43 protein-coding genes and 1 pseudogene are annotated in these 21,087 nt (G+C 48.3%); 24 read left to right on the top strand and 20 right to left on the bottom strand.

Features of this window, described 5'->3' with window-relative positions; translation table 11 throughout:
- Positions 1-34 precede the first annotated feature (34 nt).
- From ACOTXT_RS18800 to ACOTXT_RS18705, 20 genes are all read right to left on the bottom strand, one after another.
- Positions 35-235 carry a hypothetical protein gene (locus tag ACOTXT_RS18800; RefSeq protein ID WP_146826620.1) on the bottom strand — a complete coding sequence of 67 codons (201 nt, stop codon included), beginning with the start codon at positions 233-235 and terminating at the stop codon, positions 35-37.
- A 145-nt stretch (positions 236-380) separates the two neighbouring features.
- Complete coding sequence (locus ACOTXT_RS18795) at positions 381-584, bottom strand: hypothetical protein (RefSeq protein WP_421625408.1); 204 nt, start codon at positions 582-584, stop codon at positions 381-383.
- Positions 585-586: 2 nt separating this feature from the next.
- Positions 587-1,096, bottom strand: coding sequence for a hypothetical protein (locus tag ACOTXT_RS18790; RefSeq protein WP_421625407.1), 510 nt, complete (start codon positions 1,094-1,096; stop codon positions 587-589).
- Positions 1,093-1,254: a hypothetical protein gene (locus ACOTXT_RS18785; RefSeq protein ID WP_248246591.1), complete on the bottom strand. Its 162-nt coding sequence runs from the start codon at positions 1,252-1,254 to the stop codon at positions 1,093-1,095. The genes ACOTXT_RS18790 and ACOTXT_RS18785 overlap by 4 nt, the downstream gene beginning before the upstream one ends.
- A complete protein-coding gene (locus ACOTXT_RS18780) occupies positions 1,251-1,655 on the bottom strand; it encodes a hypothetical protein (RefSeq protein WP_421625406.1) in 405 nt (134 codons plus the stop codon). Before ACOTXT_RS18780 ends, ACOTXT_RS18785 begins: the two co-directional genes overlap by 4 nt.
- A complete protein-coding gene (locus tag ACOTXT_RS18775) occupies positions 1,652-1,825 on the bottom strand; it encodes a DUF2737 family protein (RefSeq protein ID WP_252055297.1) in 174 nt (57 codons plus the stop codon). The genes ACOTXT_RS18780 and ACOTXT_RS18775 overlap by 4 nt, the downstream gene beginning before the upstream one ends.
- A 308-nt stretch (positions 1,826-2,133) precedes the next feature.
- The gene (locus ACOTXT_RS18770; RefSeq protein ID WP_421625405.1) at positions 2,134-2,616 is read right to left on the bottom strand and encodes a siphovirus Gp157 family protein; all 483 of its coding nucleotides are present in this window, start codon (positions 2,614-2,616) and stop codon (positions 2,134-2,136) included.
- The gene (locus ACOTXT_RS18765; protein WP_421625404.1) at positions 2,616-3,506 is read right to left on the bottom strand and encodes a recombinase RecT; all 891 of its coding nucleotides are present in this window, start codon (positions 3,504-3,506) and stop codon (positions 2,616-2,618) included. Before ACOTXT_RS18765 ends, ACOTXT_RS18770 begins: the two co-directional genes overlap by 1 nt.
- Positions 3,503-3,811, bottom strand: coding sequence for a hypothetical protein (locus ACOTXT_RS18760; RefSeq protein ID WP_421625403.1), 309 nt, complete (start codon positions 3,809-3,811; stop codon positions 3,503-3,505). Before ACOTXT_RS18760 ends, ACOTXT_RS18765 begins: the two co-directional genes overlap by 4 nt.
- An 81-nt stretch (positions 3,812-3,892) precedes the next feature.
- Entirely contained in the window at positions 3,893-4,039 is a 147-nt protein-coding gene (locus tag ACOTXT_RS18755; protein WP_063448780.1) for a host cell division inhibitory peptide Kil, read from the bottom strand.
- Entirely contained in the window at positions 4,024-4,155 is a 132-nt protein-coding gene (locus ACOTXT_RS18750; protein WP_421625402.1) for a hypothetical protein, read from the bottom strand. Before ACOTXT_RS18750 ends, ACOTXT_RS18755 begins: the two co-directional genes overlap by 16 nt.
- Positions 4,155-4,667, bottom strand: a complete 513-nt coding sequence (locus ACOTXT_RS18745; protein WP_421625401.1) for an HNH endonuclease — start codon at positions 4,665-4,667, stop codon at positions 4,155-4,157. The genes ACOTXT_RS18750 and ACOTXT_RS18745 overlap by 1 nt, the downstream gene beginning before the upstream one ends.
- Before the next feature lie 191 nt (positions 4,668-4,858).
- Entirely contained in the window at positions 4,859-5,038 is a 180-nt protein-coding gene (locus ACOTXT_RS18740) for a hypothetical protein (protein ID WP_421625400.1), read from the bottom strand.
- Between the two features lie 114 nt (positions 5,039-5,152).
- On the bottom strand, positions 5,153-5,377 hold the full coding sequence (locus ACOTXT_RS18735) for a hypothetical protein (protein WP_248179859.1): 225 nt from the start codon (positions 5,375-5,377) through the stop codon (positions 5,153-5,155).
- Positions 5,378-5,413: 36 nt separating this feature from the next.
- On the bottom strand, positions 5,414-5,608 hold the full coding sequence (locus tag ACOTXT_RS18730) for an antirestriction Ral family protein (RefSeq protein ID WP_421625399.1): 195 nt from the start codon (positions 5,606-5,608) through the stop codon (positions 5,414-5,416).
- Between the two features lie 78 nt (positions 5,609-5,686).
- Positions 5,687-5,977, bottom strand: coding sequence for a hypothetical protein (locus tag ACOTXT_RS18725; RefSeq protein ID WP_421625398.1), 291 nt, complete (start codon positions 5,975-5,977; stop codon positions 5,687-5,689).
- A gap of 193 nt (positions 5,978-6,170) precedes the next feature.
- Positions 6,171-6,449 (bottom strand): hypothetical protein, encoded by a 279-nt coding sequence (locus tag ACOTXT_RS18720; protein ID WP_421625397.1) that lies wholly within the window; start codon positions 6,447-6,449, stop codon positions 6,171-6,173.
- 2 nt (positions 6,450-6,451) lie between these two features.
- Positions 6,452-6,814 carry an antitermination protein gene (locus ACOTXT_RS18715; RefSeq protein WP_421625396.1) on the bottom strand — a complete coding sequence of 121 codons (363 nt, stop codon included), beginning with the start codon at positions 6,812-6,814 and terminating at the stop codon, positions 6,452-6,454.
- A 425-nt stretch (positions 6,815-7,239) separates the two neighbouring features.
- Positions 7,240-7,641 (bottom strand): hypothetical protein, encoded by a 402-nt coding sequence (locus tag ACOTXT_RS18710; RefSeq protein WP_421625395.1) that lies wholly within the window; start codon positions 7,639-7,641, stop codon positions 7,240-7,242.
- 74 nt (positions 7,642-7,715) lie between these two features.
- Entirely contained in the window at positions 7,716-8,381 is a 666-nt protein-coding gene (locus tag ACOTXT_RS18705) for a LexA family protein (protein WP_186767855.1), read from the bottom strand.
- A 113-nt stretch (positions 8,382-8,494) separates the two neighbouring features.
- On the opposite strand from ACOTXT_RS18705, the gene ACOTXT_RS18700 reads away from it, so the two are divergent.
- From ACOTXT_RS18700 to ACOTXT_RS18585, 24 genes and pseudogenes are all read left to right on the top strand, one after another.
- On the top strand, positions 8,495-8,710 hold the full coding sequence (locus ACOTXT_RS18700) for a helix-turn-helix transcriptional regulator (protein ID WP_146826589.1): 216 nt from the start codon (positions 8,495-8,497) through the stop codon (positions 8,708-8,710).
- A gap of 118 nt (positions 8,711-8,828) precedes the next feature.
- The gene (locus tag ACOTXT_RS18695) at positions 8,829-9,110 is read left to right on the top strand and encodes a CII family transcriptional regulator (RefSeq protein ID WP_232943640.1); all 282 of its coding nucleotides are present in this window, start codon (positions 8,829-8,831) and stop codon (positions 9,108-9,110) included.
- Between the two features lie 42 nt (positions 9,111-9,152).
- Positions 9,153-9,311 (top strand): hypothetical protein, encoded by a 159-nt coding sequence (locus ACOTXT_RS18690; RefSeq protein WP_045408365.1) that lies wholly within the window; start codon positions 9,153-9,155, stop codon positions 9,309-9,311.
- 40 nt (positions 9,312-9,351) lie between these two features.
- A complete protein-coding gene (locus ACOTXT_RS18685; RefSeq protein ID WP_421625394.1) occupies positions 9,352-10,464 on the top strand; it encodes a DNA replication protein in 1,113 nt (370 codons plus the stop codon).
- Positions 10,461-11,828 (top strand): replicative DNA helicase, encoded by a 1,368-nt coding sequence (locus tag ACOTXT_RS18680; RefSeq protein ID WP_052923220.1) that lies wholly within the window; start codon positions 10,461-10,463, stop codon positions 11,826-11,828. The genes ACOTXT_RS18685 and ACOTXT_RS18680 overlap by 4 nt, the downstream gene beginning before the upstream one ends.
- A 311-nt stretch (positions 11,829-12,139) precedes the next feature.
- Positions 12,140-12,520: pseudogene (locus tag ACOTXT_RS18675) on the top strand (ead/Ea22-like family protein); the annotation flags it as partial.
- Between the two features lie 11 nt (positions 12,521-12,531).
- Positions 12,532-12,807, top strand: coding sequence for a hypothetical protein (locus ACOTXT_RS18670; RefSeq protein ID WP_421625393.1), 276 nt, complete (start codon positions 12,532-12,534; stop codon positions 12,805-12,807).
- A gap of 11 nt (positions 12,808-12,818) precedes the next feature.
- Positions 12,819-13,094: a hypothetical protein gene (locus ACOTXT_RS18665; protein ID WP_421625392.1), complete on the top strand. Its 276-nt coding sequence runs from the start codon at positions 12,819-12,821 to the stop codon at positions 13,092-13,094.
- A 15-nt stretch (positions 13,095-13,109) separates the two neighbouring features.
- Positions 13,110-13,559: a DUF1367 family protein gene (locus tag ACOTXT_RS18660; RefSeq protein ID WP_421625391.1), complete on the top strand. Its 450-nt coding sequence runs from the start codon at positions 13,110-13,112 to the stop codon at positions 13,557-13,559.
- Between the two features lie 7 nt (positions 13,560-13,566).
- Positions 13,567-14,151 carry an HNH endonuclease gene (locus ACOTXT_RS18655; RefSeq protein ID WP_421625390.1) on the top strand — a complete coding sequence of 195 codons (585 nt, stop codon included), beginning with the start codon at positions 13,567-13,569 and terminating at the stop codon, positions 14,149-14,151.
- Between the two features lie 198 nt (positions 14,152-14,349).
- Entirely contained in the window at positions 14,350-14,550 is a 201-nt protein-coding gene (locus ACOTXT_RS18650) for a hypothetical protein (RefSeq protein ID WP_421625389.1), read from the top strand.
- Positions 14,547-14,774, top strand: a complete 228-nt coding sequence (locus ACOTXT_RS18645; protein ID WP_421625388.1) for a hypothetical protein — start codon at positions 14,547-14,549, stop codon at positions 14,772-14,774. Before ACOTXT_RS18650 ends, ACOTXT_RS18645 begins: the two co-directional genes overlap by 4 nt.
- Before the next feature lies 1 nt (position 14,775).
- The gene (locus ACOTXT_RS18640; RefSeq protein WP_421625387.1) at positions 14,776-15,465 is read left to right on the top strand and encodes a DNA cytosine methyltransferase; all 690 of its coding nucleotides are present in this window, start codon (positions 14,776-14,778) and stop codon (positions 15,463-15,465) included.
- Entirely contained in the window at positions 15,458-15,637 is a 180-nt protein-coding gene (locus ACOTXT_RS18635) for a protein NinF (RefSeq protein ID WP_421625386.1), read from the top strand. Before ACOTXT_RS18640 ends, ACOTXT_RS18635 begins: the two co-directional genes overlap by 8 nt.
- A 119-nt stretch (positions 15,638-15,756) precedes the next feature.
- Entirely contained in the window at positions 15,757-16,377 is a 621-nt protein-coding gene (locus ACOTXT_RS18630) for a recombination protein NinG (protein WP_421625385.1), read from the top strand.
- The gene (locus tag ACOTXT_RS18625; protein ID WP_063448341.1) at positions 16,374-16,640 is read left to right on the top strand and encodes a hypothetical protein; all 267 of its coding nucleotides are present in this window, start codon (positions 16,374-16,376) and stop codon (positions 16,638-16,640) included. The genes ACOTXT_RS18630 and ACOTXT_RS18625 overlap by 4 nt, the downstream gene beginning before the upstream one ends.
- A complete protein-coding gene (locus ACOTXT_RS18620) occupies positions 16,628-16,813 on the top strand; it encodes a hypothetical protein (protein ID WP_161656686.1) in 186 nt (61 codons plus the stop codon). The genes ACOTXT_RS18625 and ACOTXT_RS18620 overlap by 13 nt, the downstream gene beginning before the upstream one ends.
- The gene (locus ACOTXT_RS18615) at positions 16,814-17,005 is read left to right on the top strand and encodes a hypothetical protein (RefSeq protein ID WP_421625384.1); all 192 of its coding nucleotides are present in this window, start codon (positions 16,814-16,816) and stop codon (positions 17,003-17,005) included.
- Between the two features lie 154 nt (positions 17,006-17,159).
- Positions 17,160-17,924, top strand: a complete 765-nt coding sequence (locus ACOTXT_RS18610; protein WP_421625383.1) for an antitermination protein — start codon at positions 17,160-17,162, stop codon at positions 17,922-17,924.
- A gap of 747 nt (positions 17,925-18,671) precedes the next feature.
- The gene (locus ACOTXT_RS18605; protein ID WP_039266279.1) at positions 18,672-18,968 is read left to right on the top strand and encodes a hypothetical protein; all 297 of its coding nucleotides are present in this window, start codon (positions 18,672-18,674) and stop codon (positions 18,966-18,968) included.
- Complete coding sequence (locus tag ACOTXT_RS18600; protein WP_421625382.1) at positions 18,955-19,269, top strand: hypothetical protein; 315 nt, start codon at positions 18,955-18,957, stop codon at positions 19,267-19,269. The genes ACOTXT_RS18605 and ACOTXT_RS18600 overlap by 14 nt, the downstream gene beginning before the upstream one ends.
- Before the next feature lie 8 nt (positions 19,270-19,277).
- Positions 19,278-19,907, top strand: coding sequence for a glycoside hydrolase family 19 protein (locus ACOTXT_RS18595; protein ID WP_421625381.1), 630 nt, complete (start codon positions 19,278-19,280; stop codon positions 19,905-19,907).
- Between the two features lie 2 nt (positions 19,908-19,909).
- The gene (locus tag ACOTXT_RS18590) at positions 19,910-20,125 is read left to right on the top strand and encodes a hypothetical protein (RefSeq protein WP_052232727.1); all 216 of its coding nucleotides are present in this window, start codon (positions 19,910-19,912) and stop codon (positions 20,123-20,125) included.
- Positions 20,122-20,664: a lysis system i-spanin subunit Rz gene (locus ACOTXT_RS18585; protein WP_421625380.1), complete on the top strand. Its 543-nt coding sequence runs from the start codon at positions 20,122-20,124 to the stop codon at positions 20,662-20,664. Before ACOTXT_RS18590 ends, ACOTXT_RS18585 begins: the two co-directional genes overlap by 4 nt.
- The last annotated feature ends 423 nt before the right edge of the window (positions 20,665-21,087 follow it).

The raw sequence follows: 21,087 nt of genomic DNA, 5'->3' as shown, positions 1-21,087 counted from the left end.
AAACCTCACATAATTGCGTCTTTATGCATCCATTCTACGCTAATTTCTTATACACGCGAGGCTCATCAACAGTAGCCGCGCGTAGTTCGTGTTCGTGATGCACCGAGTAGTTGCCGTCATCCCAACGTATCCATGCTTTCGGATGGTCGCTATCCGGCTCAATCTGGCTCTCAACCATCCCTCTGATGCCTCCAGACTTAAGCTGCACTAACGCGCCCACAGCAAATTTAGCCATAACAAGCCCTCTGACATGTGAATGAGTGAAGAGATAGCGCTCAGAGCCATAATTCCGACAATGAGCCAGATAATTGGATTGGCGTGCATGGTGACTCCGATAAAGAAAAACCCGCGAGGTGCGGGTTTGTTATGCGTCGAATGGGTTAGCCCTCAACCTTGCTACCGCACAGTGGGCAGTAAAAGAATTTACGAGCGAAGCCAGGGTGCGAAATGGCAAAGCGCTTTGTCTTCTCATTCCAGTCTTCGATAACTTTGTCAAAGTCAGCAGCGGCAGCACGCCAGTCACCTGCGAGGATTGGCTTTGTTCCGATCATGCCCACGGCGCAGCGTTCGCATTTGTCAGCCATGCTCACTCTCCTTTACCGGCTGTGGCGGCTATACGAAAAAGTTTAATGTCGCCACTGACTGAGTTCATCTCACTCCAGATAAGTGACGTTTCTCGTCCACGCTCGTTGATATGCATGAGATTTCTTTCGTCTGTAAAACATGCAGGGATGCAATCGACAGGGAGAGAGTAGAGGGCAACTGCATCATCTCCCCATTGCTCAATTGCATATTTCTCATCGGTTGTGAACCTCGACATGAATGATGTGACGTTAGCGTTCCTCATCCATGCCACTGGCTTCACCTCCCGCGCCTCCAGCTCAGCGATGCGATCCTGCTTAATCATCGAGTCAGCACACAGGAGGCGATTGCTTTCGCTCATTTCAGCAATCCGCCTGTCTTTGGCTTCCAGCTCATCCAGCAGCGCCTGATAATCGGAGTGATAAACGAACTCACCATCAGGCCACTTCTGCATGTATCCACTAACCAGGTCATATCTGCTCACCTGACAAGCCTGTTTGTCGATGTTGCTCATTGGGCGGCCTCCTGCTCATCGACATATGGCGGTTCATCTTTGGAAATTTCAGCATCGCAATGAGGGCAAAAACCGTCTGCGTTCTCCAGTTCGTTATTTGACATCCACTCTTTGCATGACCAGCAACGAACTTCTCCGGGTTTAAGGTAGGCGCTCATGACTGCACTCCTTTGCGAATTTTGTCTGCAAAATTGTATGCGTCCTGACCGTAAGGTGAATCATGGCCGCCCCACTCGATAGCAAACATCTCCACACCCTGCGCACGCACTTCAGCCAGGAAAGCGTCCGTCGCCGGGGTTTCTGCTTCACGCATTAACTCCACAGCCAGGCCATAAAAATCATCTTTGACGCAATCTGCATACGCGATTCCATCAACAGTGTTTAGATGCCCGTGGTTATAGCCTGCTGCGTAAACCTCTTCGGCCTGTTCAATAAGCCCCGCATTCTCCGCAGCCAGCGCCGCGCATCTGGCTTCAAGTGCGGCGTAGTCTGTGTATTTAACAAGATTCCCGTTTGGGTCTACGCCATCAACACCAACGCTATAACGTTTCACGCTCATTTCTTCGCCCTCTGGTTTAACCACGCTGTCAGGAATTTGTTCTCGTTCACGCTAGGGAATGAGTTCTTCTTCAGCATTTCTTCGCGTGGGATATCGTTGATGGGTTTGAAGCGGTGGCGTGCTACCAGTTCATTCGGCGTGATGCCTGGGTCGTAGTAATTTCCGATCATGCTGCTTTCCTCATGTTCATGTCTCGCTTGCGAAGCCTTGTAACTCTTGACCTGACAGCCGTGTAACCTCTGCCCATCATTCCGGCGATGTCCTTTTGCAGGCATCCCTGGCGATAAAGAGCAGCTAGCTTCTCTTCGTCTTGAGGGCTCCAGAGTTGTTTGGTGCAGGCTGTAGATAACGAATACTTCTGAGCGAGGTAATAGAATTGGGCTAACGTAAGTCCGAGATGGTCAGCTGCACGGGGCGCGACCATACGGCCGCACACAGCCTTCATTTCTTCAGGAGTGACGTTTAGTTTTCGCATTGGTTATTTGATGAGAAGAGTTGGCTTGCCGAGCTTGAGTGATGCGCCAGGAATAGCGTTACCAGCCTTGATCTGATGCTTGATAGCTAACTTGTCGGCTTTGACCGTAGTGACATATTCAACGTACTCAGGTGGCAGGGAGCCTTCATCTGTGATTTCTACAGACTCGACAGGGGCGCGAATAGTTACCTGATGGATGCCAGCTTTGAGCGATTTCTTTCCTGCTGTTTCAAGAGATGCGGCAACATATTCCTTCATGCTGGCAACGCGGTTTTCTGCTGCTTTTGCACGCTCAGCAAGGCGATTACTTTCTTCTTTCAGCGCCTCTGCATAAGCAGATTCGTTTTTGCAGACAGCGAGGATTTGCTCTACCTTCGCTTCCAGTTCCCATTCAATCCCATCCAGGGTGTCAGCAATCATCTCGGGCTCCATGCCTGAATCTGAAAGCTTGGCGAAATCATTTGCAATCTGATATAAGGCGGTCATTACGCTGCCTCCGGGAATTTTGGTTTGCATTCGTGGTAGATAGCCTGAACGTCCTGCTGCAATTTCATGCCCATGGTCATCTTAAACGCTTCCTGGAACTTGATTTTCAGGTCGAATAACGTCTCTGCTTTAGCCATCTCATCGCACAGAACCTGAACGCGCTCGATGACTTCCTGCTGACGCTTCCGCTCATCCTCGCGGATATCTTCCTCTGACTTATGCGGCATGACAGGCTCCTGATGCATCCCTTCATCTTCATTTAGCAGGTGAATCGCGTTATCCAGACGCTGTGCCTTAGGCCAGTATTTGCTGGCGCGCTTGACGATGGTTTTGCGCGCCATCTCTTCCCAGAATGTCTTCCATGGACCGTTCTTTGCCTTGCTGGTAGCTTCAACCGTTTTGATTTCTGCTAGGCTCATTTCTTCCGTCAGGTAGTCACCGTCAGCGGTCTTAACAGTGCAGTAACCACCTACAACGTCGCCACGCTCACCGAATGCGTTGTATTTGTGCGTAGGAGCGCTATCAAGGCCGTTTGACTCATAGGTGTCAGCTGAGTACACCAGTTTGCACTGGCCCCACTTAATGGAGCCTGTAGACTGCGCCAAGTGCAGCAACCCCATGTAGCTGATATCCAGGCAAACCATACCGTCGCGAGGAACCAGATAAGCCAGCTTGCTTGCCGGGTTCAACGTAATGCCAATGGCTGCCACGTTGATGATCGCGTTCTGTGCGCTGGTAGGATTGGATAGGGCTGTTTTTGCGAGGAAGTCATTCTTCTGGAAGTACTGAATCGCGAACTGGCTTTCCTTGGCCCATGTGACTGTCTGCTCAGTTAGAGCACCGCAGAATAGCGGCTCCTGCTGTTTAACGAACTCAACGATATTGCTCATGCTGCTTCCCCAAATGTGTGTCTGCGCAGGAATATGCCGATCGCATACTCAACTTCTACGCGAGGTCTGAATATGTCCCACATAACTTCGCCAGCCATATCCTGATAGTTGCAGTCGTCCTCACCAAGCCACTCGACTGCATCCTTCGTGTAATCGTCAGGTTTGTGTGATTCCAGCATGTTGAGCACCGGCCGTATGTTCGCGCACAGCATTTCAACCTGCTTATCAATCGCTGCATTGTCATCGTCGTTAAAGCTCGCGATGATTTGCTTAATCTCTGTTTTGTCTGTCATCGTCAGGCGCATCTTCTGCATCCTCTTTCTGCTGTTTCAACATGTCCTGCATAAGGCGGACAAAGGCATCTTCTGACCAGGTATCTGCAATGCTCATGATTTGCGGTACCACGGCATGCCAACTGCTGACTTCATCTGCTCATTGGCCTGCAGCCACATCTGAGCGTTCCCGAGATAGCGAGCGATAACAGCTTTGCTCTGCGCTGCTTTGAGCAGGCTGTGATTTATAACTGGTGACATAAACCCTCCAGGTGCTTACGAGCAGCACGAATAAGACGGCGAACACGTTTGGATAATTCGGATTCAGCGGGGAAATAAGCGGACATGACGCCGCTATATAGTGCGATGGTATTCATTATTTGCTCCTGTAATATTCACCGTGATGCTTTATGGCAAAATCGCAGTAAGCCTTTTTCGCATCATCAAAGTTCAGAAAGTATCCAAGGTGGATTTTCTTTCCATTCAGCTTGGCTACCGCAACCCATTTGTTGCTTTCTTTTTTCCATGAAACACCTTTGCAGCCAGAAGTGTTAAGTCTGCTTATTCTGCTGTTCATTGAGTTCTGTGAGTAATTTGCTAGCCTAAGGTTGGATACTCTGTTGTCAGCCTTGTTGCCGTTTATATGGTCAATCATCCCTTCAGGCTCTACGCCATAATGCAGAAGCCATGCAACCCTGTGGCAAGAAAACAATTTTCCATTTAGATTCATCCGCAAGTAACCATTACCAGACAAGGTTCCCGCCTTCGTACCGGGCTTTCTTGCTGCATAGCCCCTAAGCCACGTAAACTCTCCTGAGTCAGGGTTGTATTTGACCGTTTTCATAAGCTCATCCATAGAAATGGAATCAAGTATTTTATTGAATCTCATAATTGTTCCTTCCATTGGCATATCGACTAAACACTTGAATAAATGCTCACTGATATGCAGTTAAAAAAATGCCCTCACAGTGGAGGGCAAAGGTGAAACGAGGGGATCTAATCAGACACTATCGAATCGTCTCCGATAGTACGGTGCGGTATTACACCCAATAGCTAACTCAGAGAATTAGCTATCAGCTGCTATTCGCGTGCCTTGAGCATTGCATCAGCCAACAGGTATGCTCTTGATGCTATCCCATCAACAGTCTCATAGTAGGATCCTTCCGGCTCTCCTTTCGCACCTCGCGCAGCAATAACCAGAGCCTTTGCAGCGAAATAATCACGCAAGGTCATGCCATGGTTATCGATGATGTAGTTCATATCGCTTCCCTTGTGCACTCCTGAATATGGGAATGCCGGTCCGCTTGTGTCTTTCATATTCACCTCTGTGGCTTGCTGCCAAAAAAAATGAACCATCCGGAAATTCCAGATAGTTCATAATTCACTCTTCAATACTTCCAGCTTACTAATAGCCGAAAGATATCCGCGCTGATAAGGCATCATCATTCCGTTGAGCTTTTCACTCCTTAACTCCTCTCTAAGCAGGTTAATGGCCTTATCGATAACTTCTGCCTTAGCGTCTTTTATGGCTTGCTTGCGGGGCTTTGCTTTCTGTTTAGGCTGATTTCGTAGGCATGATGGAATGTATGTAGAATTCATGTGATGCCTCTTTGCTTGCTGCCAAAAGAAGGCCGACTATGCGGCTTTTAGTTTCTCCAACTCCCTGGCAATCATTGCCGTGGTTCTGAGTGCCCATTTATCGACAATCTTCCCATCCTCTCTAACAAGTGCCATTTCCTCAGGTTTAACCATGCATTCAGCATCAAGCTTGCAGCCTTTGCATTTGACATAGCGACCGCACCATTGATTGGTATCAATAGTCGTAGTCATACGGATAGTCCTGGTATTGGCTCATGTCATCCTGTGGATGCTCATCAAACTCTTCAAATTCTTCTTCCATAACTCACCTCAAATAAGTGGCTTACTGCTCAGCTTCATGCGCTGAACGGCGTGGATTTTATTCCCGAGCGGGTTAGTGTCCCGGTAGTAAATGCGATTCTGTTTAACCGCTGTAATTTCAACTTCCTTCTGACGCGTTCCGGCAAGCGAAATGGCTTTGGTTACGCGTGTACTGCATGTGCTATTTGCTACCCGGCGTGCAAGAGAAGCGTCCTGCATTGCCTGTTCACGTTGAGCTTGTCTGCGTGCTCTGCGGCGATTTCTGGCATTATCATCAGCCAGGTAAGTAACGATTATCATGTTGACCTCCGATGATTGGCTTTGAGATGAATGCACCGGCTCCAGGTTTGTTTCCGCAAACTTTGCTCACCGGCCGACACGGCCTCACGGAAATAATCCGTATCGTTGCATTCATTCCAAAGCCAACTACTCTTTGGTTCCCGCATTTCGGCGGGACAATCCCATCAATAAAAAACCCGCCGAAGCGGGTTGATTACCATTTCCTGTTTGGGTTTCGTTGATGGGCGTGGTTGACAACCTTAAACATCGCATCCCCACCTGAATCATCATCAACCTCTGTCTTTTCGTGAGCTACAGCTGCTTCAGCAGCTTTTTCACCCCTCATGGCAGCCAACCCGCCTTTTTCTAAAATCTCAGCCTTTCTCTCCTCTCTGCACTTTTCTGCTTCCTCTGCTCTTTCCGTCTTTCTGGCCTCTCTGCGCCGGTTCCTGCTGTTATCTCTTGCTGGCTTAATGATTATGCTAGGCTTCATTTTTACCTCGCTGTAATTGGCTTTTCTGTTCTATAGCCAGCAGCATACAACGCGACATCAGGTAAGCACATTCCGGTTTCCATTGGTTTGTGACCGAACTCATTCGCATACACAATCGCTGCACGCTCAAGGTTGCGTTTGTACTCTTCCAGCTGCCAGAACGCGTCCTGAACCATGAATTTGATCGGCTTAGCGTCTTCAATGCGCTTAGGTGTTTCGTGTTTGCCTTTAGCCTGAATCTGCGCACGGCTTAGAGTAGGGCGGTGCAATACTTCAGAGCTTGCCGTAATCTCATTCTGGAGCGCTGCACGGCGCTCACGACGACGACCTGATGCTGAGCCATTGAAAGCTGTTCTGCGTGTCATAGTGACCTCCTGATGAACTTTGGCGATGCGAAGGCCGGTGCTTATCTTCGGCTTGCCTCAATGGGCTGCATTTCATCGCATCCCAAAGTTCACTTTGGTTATTAGGCTTTTCAGCCTCGTAGATTCATCTCTGAATCGTTGTATGTTCACCGTCCTGGTGAGTAGTGCTCCGTGTTGATGGCTTAATAGTACGATGTGTATTTATAGTTAGTCAATACAATGTGTATAAAATAATTTGGATCTAATGCATCGTTTTGTATTTAAATGGAATTTAATCCGGCATGACCAACAATCTCATTGAAGAGATGTAAAAAGTTACTTAGGGAATGGCGAGGGGGAAATGGAAATGCAGCTGAAAATTTACAGGGGTAAAGAAAAACCCGGCGCTTAGGCCGGGTTGACTTTTACTGTATGTGCGATCAGTATTAACGGAGGTGAATGATTTTGCACATGCGCTTAATCTTATTGATTAACACTTCTCTATCAGTGCCATTTTTTGTGTGTTGCATGGCAATTATGTCTTTCACTAAATGATTGAATTCTTTTTGATTTCTAGGTGAAAGTCTTCGTTCTATCTTACCCAGTAACTCAATCGGAAATTTAGTAGTGCTGAAATAGCCTTCATGCTGTAGCTGGATCAAAAGCTCTTCATAAAACTCCAACAGCGGCTCGGCGATTTCATTGAACTCCTTTCTCTTATCACGTTTTATGGCGCTTCTGTGCCCCATAAAATGACCAAGCAGGAAGGATATAACCGTCCATCCCAAAGCGATAAGGGGCAGAGAATGTTGGATATACTTATGACCTTCAATGATTTCCTTTGGCATTATTCCTGGACTCTTTTTCCCTTCTTTGGATACGCGATTGGTTATCTGTCTGCCAGGTAACTCAGTTGTATACCCTATCCGAACGTCTCATCAGGCCACTGTGACTTGACTACCTTGCCGATGATGCGGCACGTCTCATTGCAAGGAATGCTCTGATACCTTGGGTTTGGGTTCAAAGGCTCTAGCCATGGTTGACCATCTTCTTTTGTGAACTTTTTAAACGTTACTTCAGTGTCACCGAAGACACTGGCAACGCAAAAATCACCGGGCTCTACATCCTCAGCAGGGTCAACCAAAATCAGCATTCCCTCTGGGAAACTTGGCTTCATTCCTTGAGGTGCGGTCATGGAGTGGCCTGATACCTCTAGCCAGAATGCCTCATTACTGGCCTTCTTGGTTGTTGAAACCCATTCTTGTGCATCTCTTTCCGTATACGTGCCTACATCTGCAAACTGGCCAGCCTGCACGGTAGTGAAAAGAGGGTACTCATACTGCCTTTTAATTGGTTTTTCTGAGGGTTTATCACCAATCGTGAACGTGCCATCAGAGTTAAATTTCACATCGTAAATACCCAAATACTCGAAAATTGAACCTATTTCCTGCAGAGATGGGTTCCGCATTCCTCTCAGCCAATGGCCTACCCCTCCCTGAGTTTTACCTAAAGCCTCAGCGAGATCTTCTTGGGTCACACCAAGCTCTTTCATTCTGGCTTTAGCCAGTTCATTCCAAGTAGTTTTCATAAGCTAATTATTACGCAGCGTATTGTTGGCATCCATGCACAATGCGTATTTTTTAACTTGCGGTTTAAAAGTACGATGTGTATTATTGATTGTGAACACAGCATGGAGCCTATATGAGCAATTTAAAAATGTACCGGGAGAAGGTTCAAATCTCCCAAGCAGCTCTGGCCGAGATTATAGGGTGTACTCAAGGTGCCATCGGTCATTGGGAAACGGGTCGTCGCTACCCTGACCTGAAAACATGCCGCCACCTGGTTAAGACGCTTAACAAGCTCGGTGCGAAAGTAAAATTAGATGACGTGTTCCCTCCGGAACGCTCAGCAGCATAAGCCTCACCACCACAACGGACATTCGTCCTACGTCGCTGAAAAGCGAGTCAATAAATTCAAACAGGCTTTGCGTGTATTTGCGAAGCCAAATCTATCTAATTTCTAAGGAATATATTGCATGAATGGAATTGCAACTCAAAGCAAGAAGGCGGCTCGTATCGAATCGACATTGCTTAACAAACTAGCTCTGATGGGTCAGAAGACATTCGCTAAAGCCATGGGCATTCCTGAATACCAGGTAAGTCGGTGGAAGAACGGTTTCTTCTCTCAGGTGAGCATGATGCTGGCGGTTCTGGAATACGGAATCGAAGACGAGGAAATGGCTGAGCTGACAAAGCGGCTGGCTAGTTATCTCACTAAAGAAAAAGCCCCGATGAGCGGTAACTCATTCGAGGCCTGAGAACACTGTGTTACGTCAACACTATTCACAGGAGATATTTTAATGCGAAAGCGTAAAAAGTACCAGGAAAAAGAAGAGATTCGACACCCTGATTCACCTGAAGGATTAGTGAATACAGCTGCCAATAACCGGGCGTTCGCAGAGCGTCTTATTGGCGTTTACAGACTAGCCAAAGCAGGAGTGAAGAATGGGCGTCGTTAAGTTAGTACGAACGGAAGAGATGTCTTCCAGGAGCTCTCACTTGGACAACAGAAAGCAAGGTCACTTTGCCATGTTCAGGAGCGCCCTCAATGCTCCATGGTCGAAAGATACGGCCAAGCTTGCATTGTGGGTCCGCCTGCTTGGTGAAGCTCGTTACAAGCCTGGAATTAACGAATTTGCAGGAAGAGAGTGGAAGCTGGAAGCCGGTCAACTGGTAACAACCACTACGGTTCTGGCAAGAAAACTTCGCGATCAGGATGGGAAGGAAAAGAGCCCGAAAGCTGTTGAGAGAATGCTCAACTTTTTCTGCAAGGAAAACATGATCACCAAGGAAGGAAACCCTTTTGGATTAGTAATTTCCATCACAAATTACTGTGAATATCAGGGTATTTCAGGCGTCGAGCCTTCCGTCGTGCCGTCCGTCGAACCTAAAGCCAGTAATGGCGCGGCTTTGAAGCTTGTAGCCGTCGAGGGGGTCGTCGAACCATCCGTCGAACAGAACAAGAAGGTACTTAACAAGAATAATAAAACCCCCCTTAATCCCCCAGAGGGGGTGGAAACTCTCGCTCTTGATTGTCTGGATTATTACAACGGTCTTGCAGGGGCAAGATGCTCATCACCTGAAGCCTTTGAGAAAGCTCTCAGCACTGTAAAAGCGAGAGGTGAATGTTACTCAGTTGATGATCTCAAGCTGGTAATCAAATGGGCTGTTACCTGCTGGGATGCACGCAAGACCCCACCTAAGCCTAACAACATCTGCCGCATGACTCGCTTCGATGGCTACTTGTCAGACGCTCTGGTTTGGGCTGATGGCCAGGGAAGTAATCCAGCAGCCTGTCCTCATGCAGAAATAATCGCCCTTTGGAACGAGAAATTCCCCGCTAAGGCAGTATCACCTCACGAATGGAATCGTCGCCGTCCTGCGCATCGCGATCTGGAAGCGGTGTGGAATGGTAAAACGTCACAAGGAAACTGGCGTGAGCTGCGGCACATGGGAATGGCGTTTGACCTGATAGGAAGATCATCGCTGTTCACGACAAAAGGTGATCAGCCATGGCTGACACTTGACTGGATACTTAACCCGAAGAATTGGGGCTCTGTGTACGAGCAGGCAATCAACGAGCACAAGCAGCGTAAAGGAGTCACTGCATGAGCAGATTTGTAGATTCATACATCGAGCGCAACGTTCTGGGCTCAATCATGCTTGGAAGGGATGAATTCGCTGATGCAGCTCAGGATGCCATTGAAGGGCTGAGCGAAAGCGATTTCACCGTGTATGCGCACAAGGTTGTTCTCAGCACGCTGAAGAAGCTTAACTCAATCGGGTCTCCCGTTGACCTGCTGACTGTCACCTCAGACATTGAGGCTCGCGGAGAGCTCGACAAAGTTGGTGGATTCGCATACCTGGCGGAAACCACGAAAGACATTCCCTCGCTTCGTAATCTGCCTGTGTACGTTCAGAAGCTAAAAGAGTTCACATCTGGTCGCATGATGATTCAGATGCTGCAGGAAGGGATTCAGAAGCTTTCTGAGCCCACTACCGACAGCGTGCAGGACATCATCGGCAATATACAGACCAGCATTGGAGCGATTGAGGCATTCAGCGAGTCAGGTACGCGTCACATACTCGATGGAATTGAGATCGCAATTGACGAGGTGGAGTCAATCATAAATGGCGACATCTGGAAGCACCGGACAGAGCTTGGGCTTACAGATATCGACAAAGCGTTTGGTGGTTTCAATAACACGGATTTCATCGTTGTAGGCGGTCGCCCTGGCACTGGCAAAACAATGTTCAGCACCACGGTTACTGAGACGGTGGCACTGAAAAGCAAGAAGCCTGTGATGTTCTTCAGCCTTGAAATGCCAATCGAGCAGATTTCTCAGCGCATCGCTTTTCACCGCGCCGGGGTCAGCAAAGAGGGATTGCTTGGCACGAATGGCAAGAATCAGGACGCCGAATGGGCAAAGGTTGGAAAGTGCCTGGAAGAATTCGGAACCGCACCAATCCACATCAACGACAAAACGTCACTGAGCATTCACCAGTTACGCGCTGAAGCTCGCAGGATGCACAAAAAGCTCGGTGGCCTGGGCGTTATTGTCGTCGACTATCTGCAGAAAATGAAGATGACCAATCCGGAAAACATGAACCAGTCAGTTGGTGAAATCGCTACTGGCCTGAAGAACCTCGCAAAGGAATTGCGCTGCCCGGTTATCGCATTGTCTCAGTTGAGCCGTAAGTGTGAAGAGCGCGCCAACAAACGCCCGCTTAACTCTGACTTGAGAGAGTCTGGTGTTATCGAGCAGGAGGCTGATGTAATTTTCATGGTCTACCGAGATGAGAAATACAACCCGCAAACAGAGCTTAAAGGCGTAACAGAAATCATCTGCACCAAATCACGACACGCCCCTGGCGCAGAGAAAACCTACTACTTCAGCAACAAACACTCAGGTCTTGACCCATACGCATTCGTGCAGAACGAGCTGCGCAGCTATCAGGATGAATACGAGTGTTAGGAGTAAATCATGAGGCCAAAATTTCAGCTTGAAACCATCGAGAAATACGTCACAGAACACCCCGGCTGCACCTGCCCCGAAATCATCCAGAACACCAGAATCCCCCGATGCTCAGTAACCTCAGCTCTTTTCCAGTTGGTGAGAGGTCAGGTACTCAGCAGAGAAGGCAGGCCAAAGCACTATCAATATTACAAGTCAGACAAAGCGGTTATTCGCAATGAGCGAGGTGATCCGATTCCGGACCACGACCTCCATAACCCACTGACTGCATTTATCAACAAGGCATTAAGAGAGGTACGTACATGAAACCAACGTATGAAGAATTAGAGGCAAAACTTTCAGCCGCTGAAAACAACGAGCTCAATGCCAGGTGTCATATTGCTGAACTGAAGGATGAAAACGAGTACATCCGCAACCGATTCAAAGAGCTTGATCGCATGTTCGGGAAGAACCTTCTCGTTATGCAGGCGGCGATTATTGACTGGCGAGTGACCGGAGATGCGAAGGAAGGTATGGAATGGATTTTTAACACGCTTCTTGGTCCAGGTGAGTTGCCAAGCGAAGAAGAAAAAGATGCCCAGGCATATTTCGATCGTGAGTACGCACCAATCGATGCAGAACTGATGGAGCTTCATCAGTGGTTTTACGAACGATACAAGAAGTCTAAGGCCGCTAACACCCCAGCACGCTGATGGAGAGGAATATGGAAGTAAAAACATACGCAGTTAACTGCAATGATGCCTGGCTCAATACCAAAGGCGATGACATCTCGGATTCCTACGTGAAGTATCGCGACTTCAAATCGCTTCAGGACAGATTCCAGGCGTACTGCAAGCATGACGGCGGAACACTTCACGCAGGTGATGGTCGATACTGCGCTATCTGTATGTGGCCAGAAGGCAAATGCCAGCATCGAAATTCAAAGGCATGGGATAAATTCTGCTGTGAGTGCGGCGAAAAACTGAAGGATGACGAGTGATGGAGAGGAATATGGACGAATCAAAAAAGCAGTTTGCAGAAGCTTTTGAGGAATTAACCGGCTGGAACCTGGAGGAGTACCTTGAGGAACATCCAAACCAGACATATGCGGATACATGCTGGCAATTCTGGAAGATGTCTCGGGAAGCTATCGAGATTGAGCTGCCTGAAGCAGAACTTGTTTACTCCACTGCAACAGATACATATGGCGAGGATGGTTGCTTGATGCTGCCGGTGGAAACGATAGCGAGAGTGATCAGTGACGCTGGAATCAAAGTGAAGGAGTGAGTATGAGGCCAACTTATGCAAATCGAGATGATCAAGACCGCAGGGGGAGTATTCGCTCCTGCGTTTGAGCATGACCTTCCCCGCCTTACCAAGTTCCAAAACGGCGAGATGTACACAGCAGAATTCAAGCTAACCCGCAATCCTGCATTCCATCGAAAAATGTTCGCGTTCTTCAACTTCTGCTTTCAGCACTGGGCTGCTGAAAGGGCAGGGCTTGAGCATGCCGACGAAACCACTCAGTTCAACCGGTTTAGAAAAGACCTGACGATACTGGCTGGCTTCTACGACATGGTGACGAACATTCGCGGAGAGGTTAGGGCAGAGGCTAAAAGCCTGTCATACGGCAGTATGGAGGAAGATGAATTCGAGCGTTGCTACAGCGCCATGATTAACGCAGCTATCAAGCATGTGTTTGGCAAGACGAAAGACCAGAACATTCTCAACCAACTGTATAGCTATTTCTGAGGTGCATATGGAAGAAATATGGGCTGTGGTGGAAATCTGTCCTGATTATGAAGTTAGTAACCTTGGCAATGTAAGGTCTGTCGATAGGTATGTAACATTTACCGAATGCAAAAGAGCGAAAGGGTATTCAAGATTTTATAAAGGTAAGGAGGTGCATCCATTTATCTGCAAGTCGACTGGATATCTCCAGATAAGAGTCAAGAAGAGGAAATGCAATGTCCATAGATTAGTGGCATTCGCGCACTGCGAAGGCTATCAGGAAGGATTGGTGGTTAACCATAAAAACGGAATACGAAATGACAATCGTGCTGAGAACCTTGAATGGGTAACTCAATCTGAAAACAACCGTCATGCATTTCGCGTAAACGGAAGGATTCCAACCTCTCTTGGTAAATTCAGTGGAGAGCATCCTACAAGCAAAGCCGTCATATCAACCGATATGAAAACTGGAGAAGAGAAATTCTATGAAGCCGCAATGGATGCAGTAAGGGAAGGGTTTGATAGCTCATCAATCAGCCGGTGCTGCCACGGTGAAACAGCATATCACAAGGGAAGATTCTGGCGGTTTGCTGGTGAGAGGATGGCGGCATGATATGAAAATGACATAGTTTCACCATCACGACCTCACCAACGAAGAAGCAACTCAGTTAATCACCGCCTACCAATCCCGCAACGTAAAAACTCAACGAACTCTAAGCGCAGACCCCAGGTTATGGGTGGTTTCCGCATTGCTTCCAGAGTACGCCAGCGAGCCAAAGGGTAGGAGTCAGTATCAACAGAGGATATGGCAATGAAAAGAGAGGCTGAATTTGCAGCTGCAAGGATGCGTCACTCAGCGTGGAGTGAAAGTTATTCAGCAATCATGTCATGCCGGGCAAAGAGCAAGCGCGTGAAGCTGAAAAGAAAGGTTGTCGCATTGATTTGCGCAGACCGCGCAGAGATGGCGATGCATCGATTTATCGCAGGTTGCATAGAGGAGTATCCGTTATGAGCCTTATCGAAGATTACCAGGGGCGACTTGATGACCTGCTTACAGAGGCATCAGTAGACGACATCGACCCCATTGACCTGCTGGTTAATGCGATCGCCGATTATCTGGAAGGCGAGCTTGAGGATGAAGAAGACAAAACGCTTTGCGTCGACTTCGGCGGTAAGAGTCTTATTATCAGCATCGTCAGCAATGACGAGCAGCCGGTTAGTGAGAGGGTGCATTGATATGGTTATTTGGTCTTTATTTGACGGCTCAGGATATATGGGTCATCAAGCAGCAATTGATGGGCATCAGGTTTATTGTTTTAACGCAGATGATGCCGACCATGGTCCATACAACAAAGCCAAGGTACAACACGAAAATATTCACTACATAAATATCTGGATAGATAAGGATTTTGACCCGTGCGAAATGGGAGTTCCAGCTCCGGATATCATTTATGCTTTCCCACCATGTACCGATATTGCTGTTAGTGGCGCAGCTCATTTTGCGAGAAAGAAAATTTCCGACCCTCACTTTCAGGATAGAGCGATAGAGACAGCAAGAATCGCTGAATTCCTGGGTGATAAATATGGAGTTCCTTACATGGTTGAGAATCCTGTCAGCGTGCTAGCCACTAAATGGAGAAAGCCTGACTACACATTCCATCCATATGAGTTTGGTGGATATTTGCCTGAAGATGATAAACACCCCACTTTCCCTCAGTACATTAAACCAAGAGATGCCTATCCAAAGAAAACATGCCTGTGGGTAGGGAATGGATTTGTTTTCCCGAAAAAGAAACCTGTTGACGTCAATAGTGGCTATTCAGATCAACACAAAAAGCTGGGAGGGAAATCACAAAAGACCAAGGTAATACGGTCCTTAACTCCCAGAGGTATGGCATTAGCTATTCACGAGGCCAACCATGCTTAGCCAATCAGAAGCCCAATCCTACGAGCAGCAGAGCATACGTCGAACGTTGTGCGCAGGCTGCACGAAGGAGCTTACAGATGGCGAGGTTTATTGCTGCGAGTCATGTGCCTCACTGGCAATAGCGTATCGAGACCCTAACGGATTTATGACGGAGGAAGATGATGATGTTTGAGCGCTCTGAACGTGACCATCCGACAGGCCTGTACTACGGTCCCTGTCAAAAATGCGGCCATAACTTTATGGGACCGAAGCGTGAGCGAATTTGTGCTTTATGTGCCAAGGAGGGGAAGAATGGCTAAAGGCAAAACGCCTAAGCCCAAGACCTGTCCAATCTGCTCTACCGAATACATCCCCCGAAGTTCTCTCCAGAAAGTCTGTCACAACTACAAATGCGCCATTGCGTTCAACAAGCAACGCGATGCGGAAATTGCTGCGCGTGAACAGCGTAAGCGAGAACGTGAGAAAAGCGCTGACTTGAGGCAGAGAAGGGAGGCTTTAAAGACCAGATCGGACTGGAACAAAGAGGCACAGGCGGCGGTTAATAAGTTCATCTTCTGGCGTGACTACGGAAAACCATGCATATCCTGCGACAGGCTGCTCAATTACGGCATAAGAGGTGGCGCAGTGGATGCCAGTCACTACAGGTCAAGAGGTGCAGCGCCGTGGCTTAGGTTTAACGTGTTCAACAACAACTCCAGCTGCGTCAAATGTAATCGTGACCTGTCTGGAAACCCCATCCCATACAGAATAAATCTCATCAAAAAGTACGGACTGGAGATTGTCGAGCGCATCGAGCACGACAACAAAACCAGAAAATTCGATATCGACTACCTGAAGCGAGTGAAATCAATCTTCACGCGCCGGGCTCGCCATTACGAAAAACTCCGTAAGAGATACAGCGAGGCAGCATGACAGACATAAGCAGAGAGGTCTGTGAAGAGTATCTGGATGCTCTAGTAACAGTGGAGCTATCCGTACGATTCGCACAGCTGGAAGACCGCAAGATTAACGCAACCATCCGCGCAACAGTAACCGAGTTACTCAAGCGCATCCGCGACAAGAAAATCCGCGCCATATTTGCTGGCTTAGCTCGTCAGCCATTTCCTGATGGAGCCTTGAAGATGATGCGTCGCCAGTTAGACAGTTTAGTAGGAGAACCCGTATGTGCTCAGTAACTAACATCCAGCAAGTCAAATGGCAGCGTCAGCGAGATATGCATACCGAGCAGGTGCTGATTGGCAAAGAGCATGAGCTTGAGCGCAGTCTTGATTATGTGCGCGAGCAGCTGAGGGAAGTGCGTAACCGACTCGGAACGAATAAGCCAGACCATGACCCGGAGGCGGCGTAGATGGACGTTAAAAACTCGCTTGAGCGTCTTAGAAAGCTGAATGAAGAAAACCTAATTCCAGTAAGAGTATCTCGCGGTCTTCTTAAGTCAGCGCTGATGGAAATTGAAATGCAGAGCAAACTGCACGGCGAATCCTTTGCAACCAGGATGGTACTCGGCCAGCTGAAAGATGCGCTGGGGATAAAATCATGATCACTCCTTTTCTTATCGCCTATGCGTTCATGGCCGGGATGACCACTGAATACACGCATACCAGACAGAAAGAGCTTGGCTATAAAACCAACCTCAAATGGATATCTCTTTTCGCTGGCATTGCATGGCCATACACAATCTGGAGAATTTCACGATGAATCTGGAAAACGCAGTAAAGTTTCACTTCGCGAAGTCTACGCAGATAAACGATACGCCGCGTGCAACATCCTCAGAGACGTTAACAGGCACTGATGTGATGGCTGCCATGGGTATGACACAAAGTCGTGCTACGTTGGGTTACAGCGCGTTTTTAGGGAAGATGGAAATCAGCAGCAATGACCGTGAGAAAGCTATTGAACTGCTGACCCAATATGCACTTGAGCACTGTGATAAGGTTGCCGCCTTACGTAAGCTCGAAAATGATATTAAGCCAAAGGTGATGCAAGTGCTCGCAACATTCGCATTTGCTGACTATTCCCGCAGCGCTGCCAGTGCGCGAACCTGTGATTGTTGTGGTGGCAAGAAGTTTGTCGATGCTGAAGTCATGACGATGAAAAGCATCGGGCAGCCGTACCTGACTGAGCGCAAGGAAACCGTGAAGGTGCTGTGTAACAAGTGCAAAGGGAAGGGAGTGCTGACCAATGCATGCCAGTGCAATGGCAAAGGTGTGGTGGTCGACAAAGAGAAAACTATTCTACAGGGAGGCGTTCCTGCGTATAAAACGTGCGGACGCTGCAATGGTCGCGGATATGCTCGTTTGCTGCCTGATTCTGTCAGGCAATATATCTGCGCAACGGTTATTGATGTGCCTGAAACCACATGGCGAAGATCTTACAAGGACTTTTTCGAAAGCCTGGTCGGCGAATGCATTAAGCAGGAGGAATATGCAAATCAGATGTTGAGTAAAGTCACTCGCTAGTAAGTATTTTCTACGAAATAGGAATTATCTAGAAAATCACACTTTACAAAGTGGCGATATTTGTTTAATCTGAACTCTAACGATGGGTAACTGACTTCGTTAAGGCGATGAAGTACAAGATGACAGTGCTGATGAATCGGGGACATCGAAACCCTTGAGCCGGGTCTTATGGGAACGGCAACAACGCGACTTCAGCCATCGCCATGATATATAAAGTCATTGTCACCGGATGAAAAATCTGGATGGATAATGCAGGAAGCCCCGCAGCGATGTGGGGCTTTTTCATTTGTACAACAGGTAAAAGCATTGCAGGTTTACATGGTGGACGTCATTGCCACGGAGTACGAAGCAAAGTGCGATGCCTCTACCTTCTAAGCACGACCTTTCTGAAAGCGCTCTATATCCAACAACCAGACCTCACACACCTCACCGTATCGTTCTGTGGCTACGGGTTTAGAGTGCTGCCAAAAAGAAAACCCAGCATTGGGCTGGGCTTCGTGAAAATGGGCGGCCGTAAGTTGGTGGAACAACCTACGGCCATCTTGCTCATGAGTTGAGTCACGAACAAAGACCGAGGCCCATATCGTCTGATCAGACGGGCAGAACATTAGATCGGATTTGTTCGCAACACAATGCTTTACCTCTCAATAAGAACAAATCCCCCAATCATTTGGGGTCGCTAATATGCGGCCTGGTAGTCTCATGCCAGTCGCTTTAACAGGCCACCATCATGGTGGAGACTACGCAATGGCAAACGGAACAGACCTTATTCCGGCTTTGCTTCTCGCGCTCATCATGACGGTGCTTGGTTCATGGGCAAAGTACGAAACCAGACCGGCAGCTGAAAAAGTCAGCCTTGGCAGTCATATGATCGTGTCAATCTTTGCCGGAACAATGATGGCTCTATATGGGCTGGACAAACAGTGGTCACTTTACATCCTCGGTATGGGATGCGGTGCTGCGGGATGGCAAGGAGCAGCAATCCTCAAAAAGTTGCCATGGTTCAGCCAAAGTGACAATGGTGATAATTATGGCAAGAACTGAGATCAGGGTAGGGCGATACATTGTCGACCTGGTACCTGTCGTATTCCTTATCTTAACCGCCATCCTCTGCAATCAATTCAACGACTCGGTAAACAGTAGTCGTGACGCTGTAAAGCTTGCCAGTGATATGAACCGGCAAAGAACTGCAGCGGAAATGCGAGCGCTCAATGCAGAGCAAAAACTGGCGAATAACACACAGAATGCACCCGGCGTAGTGATTATCTCGCCGGATGGTAAAACAGTTCAGGCTATCGAGCCAAAAACGAGTTACAGCAGCATTCAGCGTGAAGTTTCCTTCTGAGGTAGACCATGACAAAAGACCAATTTATGCGAGCGGCAGGAATTGCTTCCGCGCTCGCTGATAAATGGTACCCGCATGTCGTCAAAGTCATGGATGAGTTCGGCATCAACACTCCTTTGCGCGAAGCTCACTTCATCGCTCAGATTGGTACCGAATCCAACGGCTGGCGCTCAGTTGTTGAGTCGCTGAATTATTCGGTGGCAGGTCTGGCGATATTTGGCGATCGACTTACTGCAGCACAGCGCGAAAAGCTTGGACGTAAACCAGGTGAGTTAGCGCTTTCGCCATCGCGTCAGGCTGATATCGCCAATATTGTTTACGGCGGTCGGTACGGAAACTCTGCACCAGGTGATGGCTGGAAATACCGGGGTAGAGGACTAAAGCAGGTGACGTTCAAATCGAACTATGAAGCCTGTGGGAAAGCGCTTTCTCTCGACCTGGTGAATGACCCTGATTTGTTGCTTCAGGACCAAAACGCAGCGCGTTCTGCCGGTTGGTTCTGGAAAGCCAATAACTGTAACTCCTTTGCAGACAAAGATGACATTGTCGGACTGACAAAACGTATCAACGGCGGGACTAACGGTCTGGACGATCGGAAGGCTCGTTATAGCGTCGCTAAAAGCGTCCTGGTGGGATAATCATGAAATTCATCGATAACCTTCCTCAGTTATGGAAGATGTGGTCTGTGCGCATTCTTGCAGTACTGGCAGTCATTGCTGGTATCTGGGACCAGGTGCCTGATGACGTAAAAGCATTGATTCCGGCGCAATACCTTGGCTACATCGTGGCCTTTGTTTCTGTGTGCGGCATCATCGCTCGTGCAATTAAGCAGTTCGACAATGACCAGCCAAAATGAATATCTCAACGGTGTTTCAGCCTGGCTGGAAGTGGTGCGGAATTGCGTTGCTGTGTGGTGCCTTGCTTGGCGCACTTGCCGGTTGGTGGGTGACTGATAATAAGTTCACCGCTGATATTGCCACGCTTAAACAGCAGCACGCCAAAGACCTGAAAGCCATCAGCGACGAAGCCAGTGCTCAGCGTGACAAAAACGCAGCGCTGGAACACGCATTCTCAAGCTCTGTGGCTAAAAGCGATCAGAAGCATACGCAGGAGTTAAACAATGCGCTCGCAGAAAACAAAGCTCTTCGTGATGCTGTTACCTCTGGCTCTCGCCAGTTGCAATTCGCCAAAGCTGGCCTTGCAACCTGTAACCTGTCAAAAAGTGCAGCTGCAAGCGCCAGCGGCATGGACAATGCAGCCGCCGTCGAACTCTCAGCAGAAGCTGGACGAAACATTTACGACATCCGCGCCGGAATCATCAGCGACCAGCAAAAACTGAAAGCACTGCAGGATTACATCCGAGCAGGTCAGGAAGCTGGCGTAATCGCTAAGTAACTAATACCCCCGACAAGGTAAAGATTGTGTACCCCCGTAAGGATGGTGATCCACATCTTGGCAGCCGGAACAGACGGAAGTGGCAAAGCACCGCTGAAAAGCAGAGCGAAAGCTGCGACAAGAATTAACAAAGCTCAGTCAGAAATGGCTGGGCTTTTTTATTGCTCCAAACCAGCGCCATGCCCGGCGCACTCAAACCACAAAGCCTTACAGAAATAAGCCTCGGAGAAACACCGTTATAAGCGGCGGCTTCTTTGTGGGCGGTCTTTCTGGGCAACGAGGCTTATCTCTATAAGGGAAGTTGCGATTAAGTGGTCCGCAGCTCCCGATATGACGCCCCAAACCGTCCTTTATCGACGTCCTGTGGCTCAATTTTCCAATTTTCAGCCCAAAATCGTCTCTTCGTGGCTGATTTTGGCCCTG

Origin of the sequence: Enterobacter cloacae complex sp. IR5422, assembly GCF_049238165.1 — a bacterium.
Taxonomy (GTDB): Bacteria; Pseudomonadota; Gammaproteobacteria; order Enterobacterales; family Enterobacteriaceae; genus Enterobacter; species Enterobacter roggenkampii.
The sequence above is the reverse complement of the archived record's forward strand: the minus strand, read 5'-3'. Positions and strand labels throughout refer to the sequence as shown.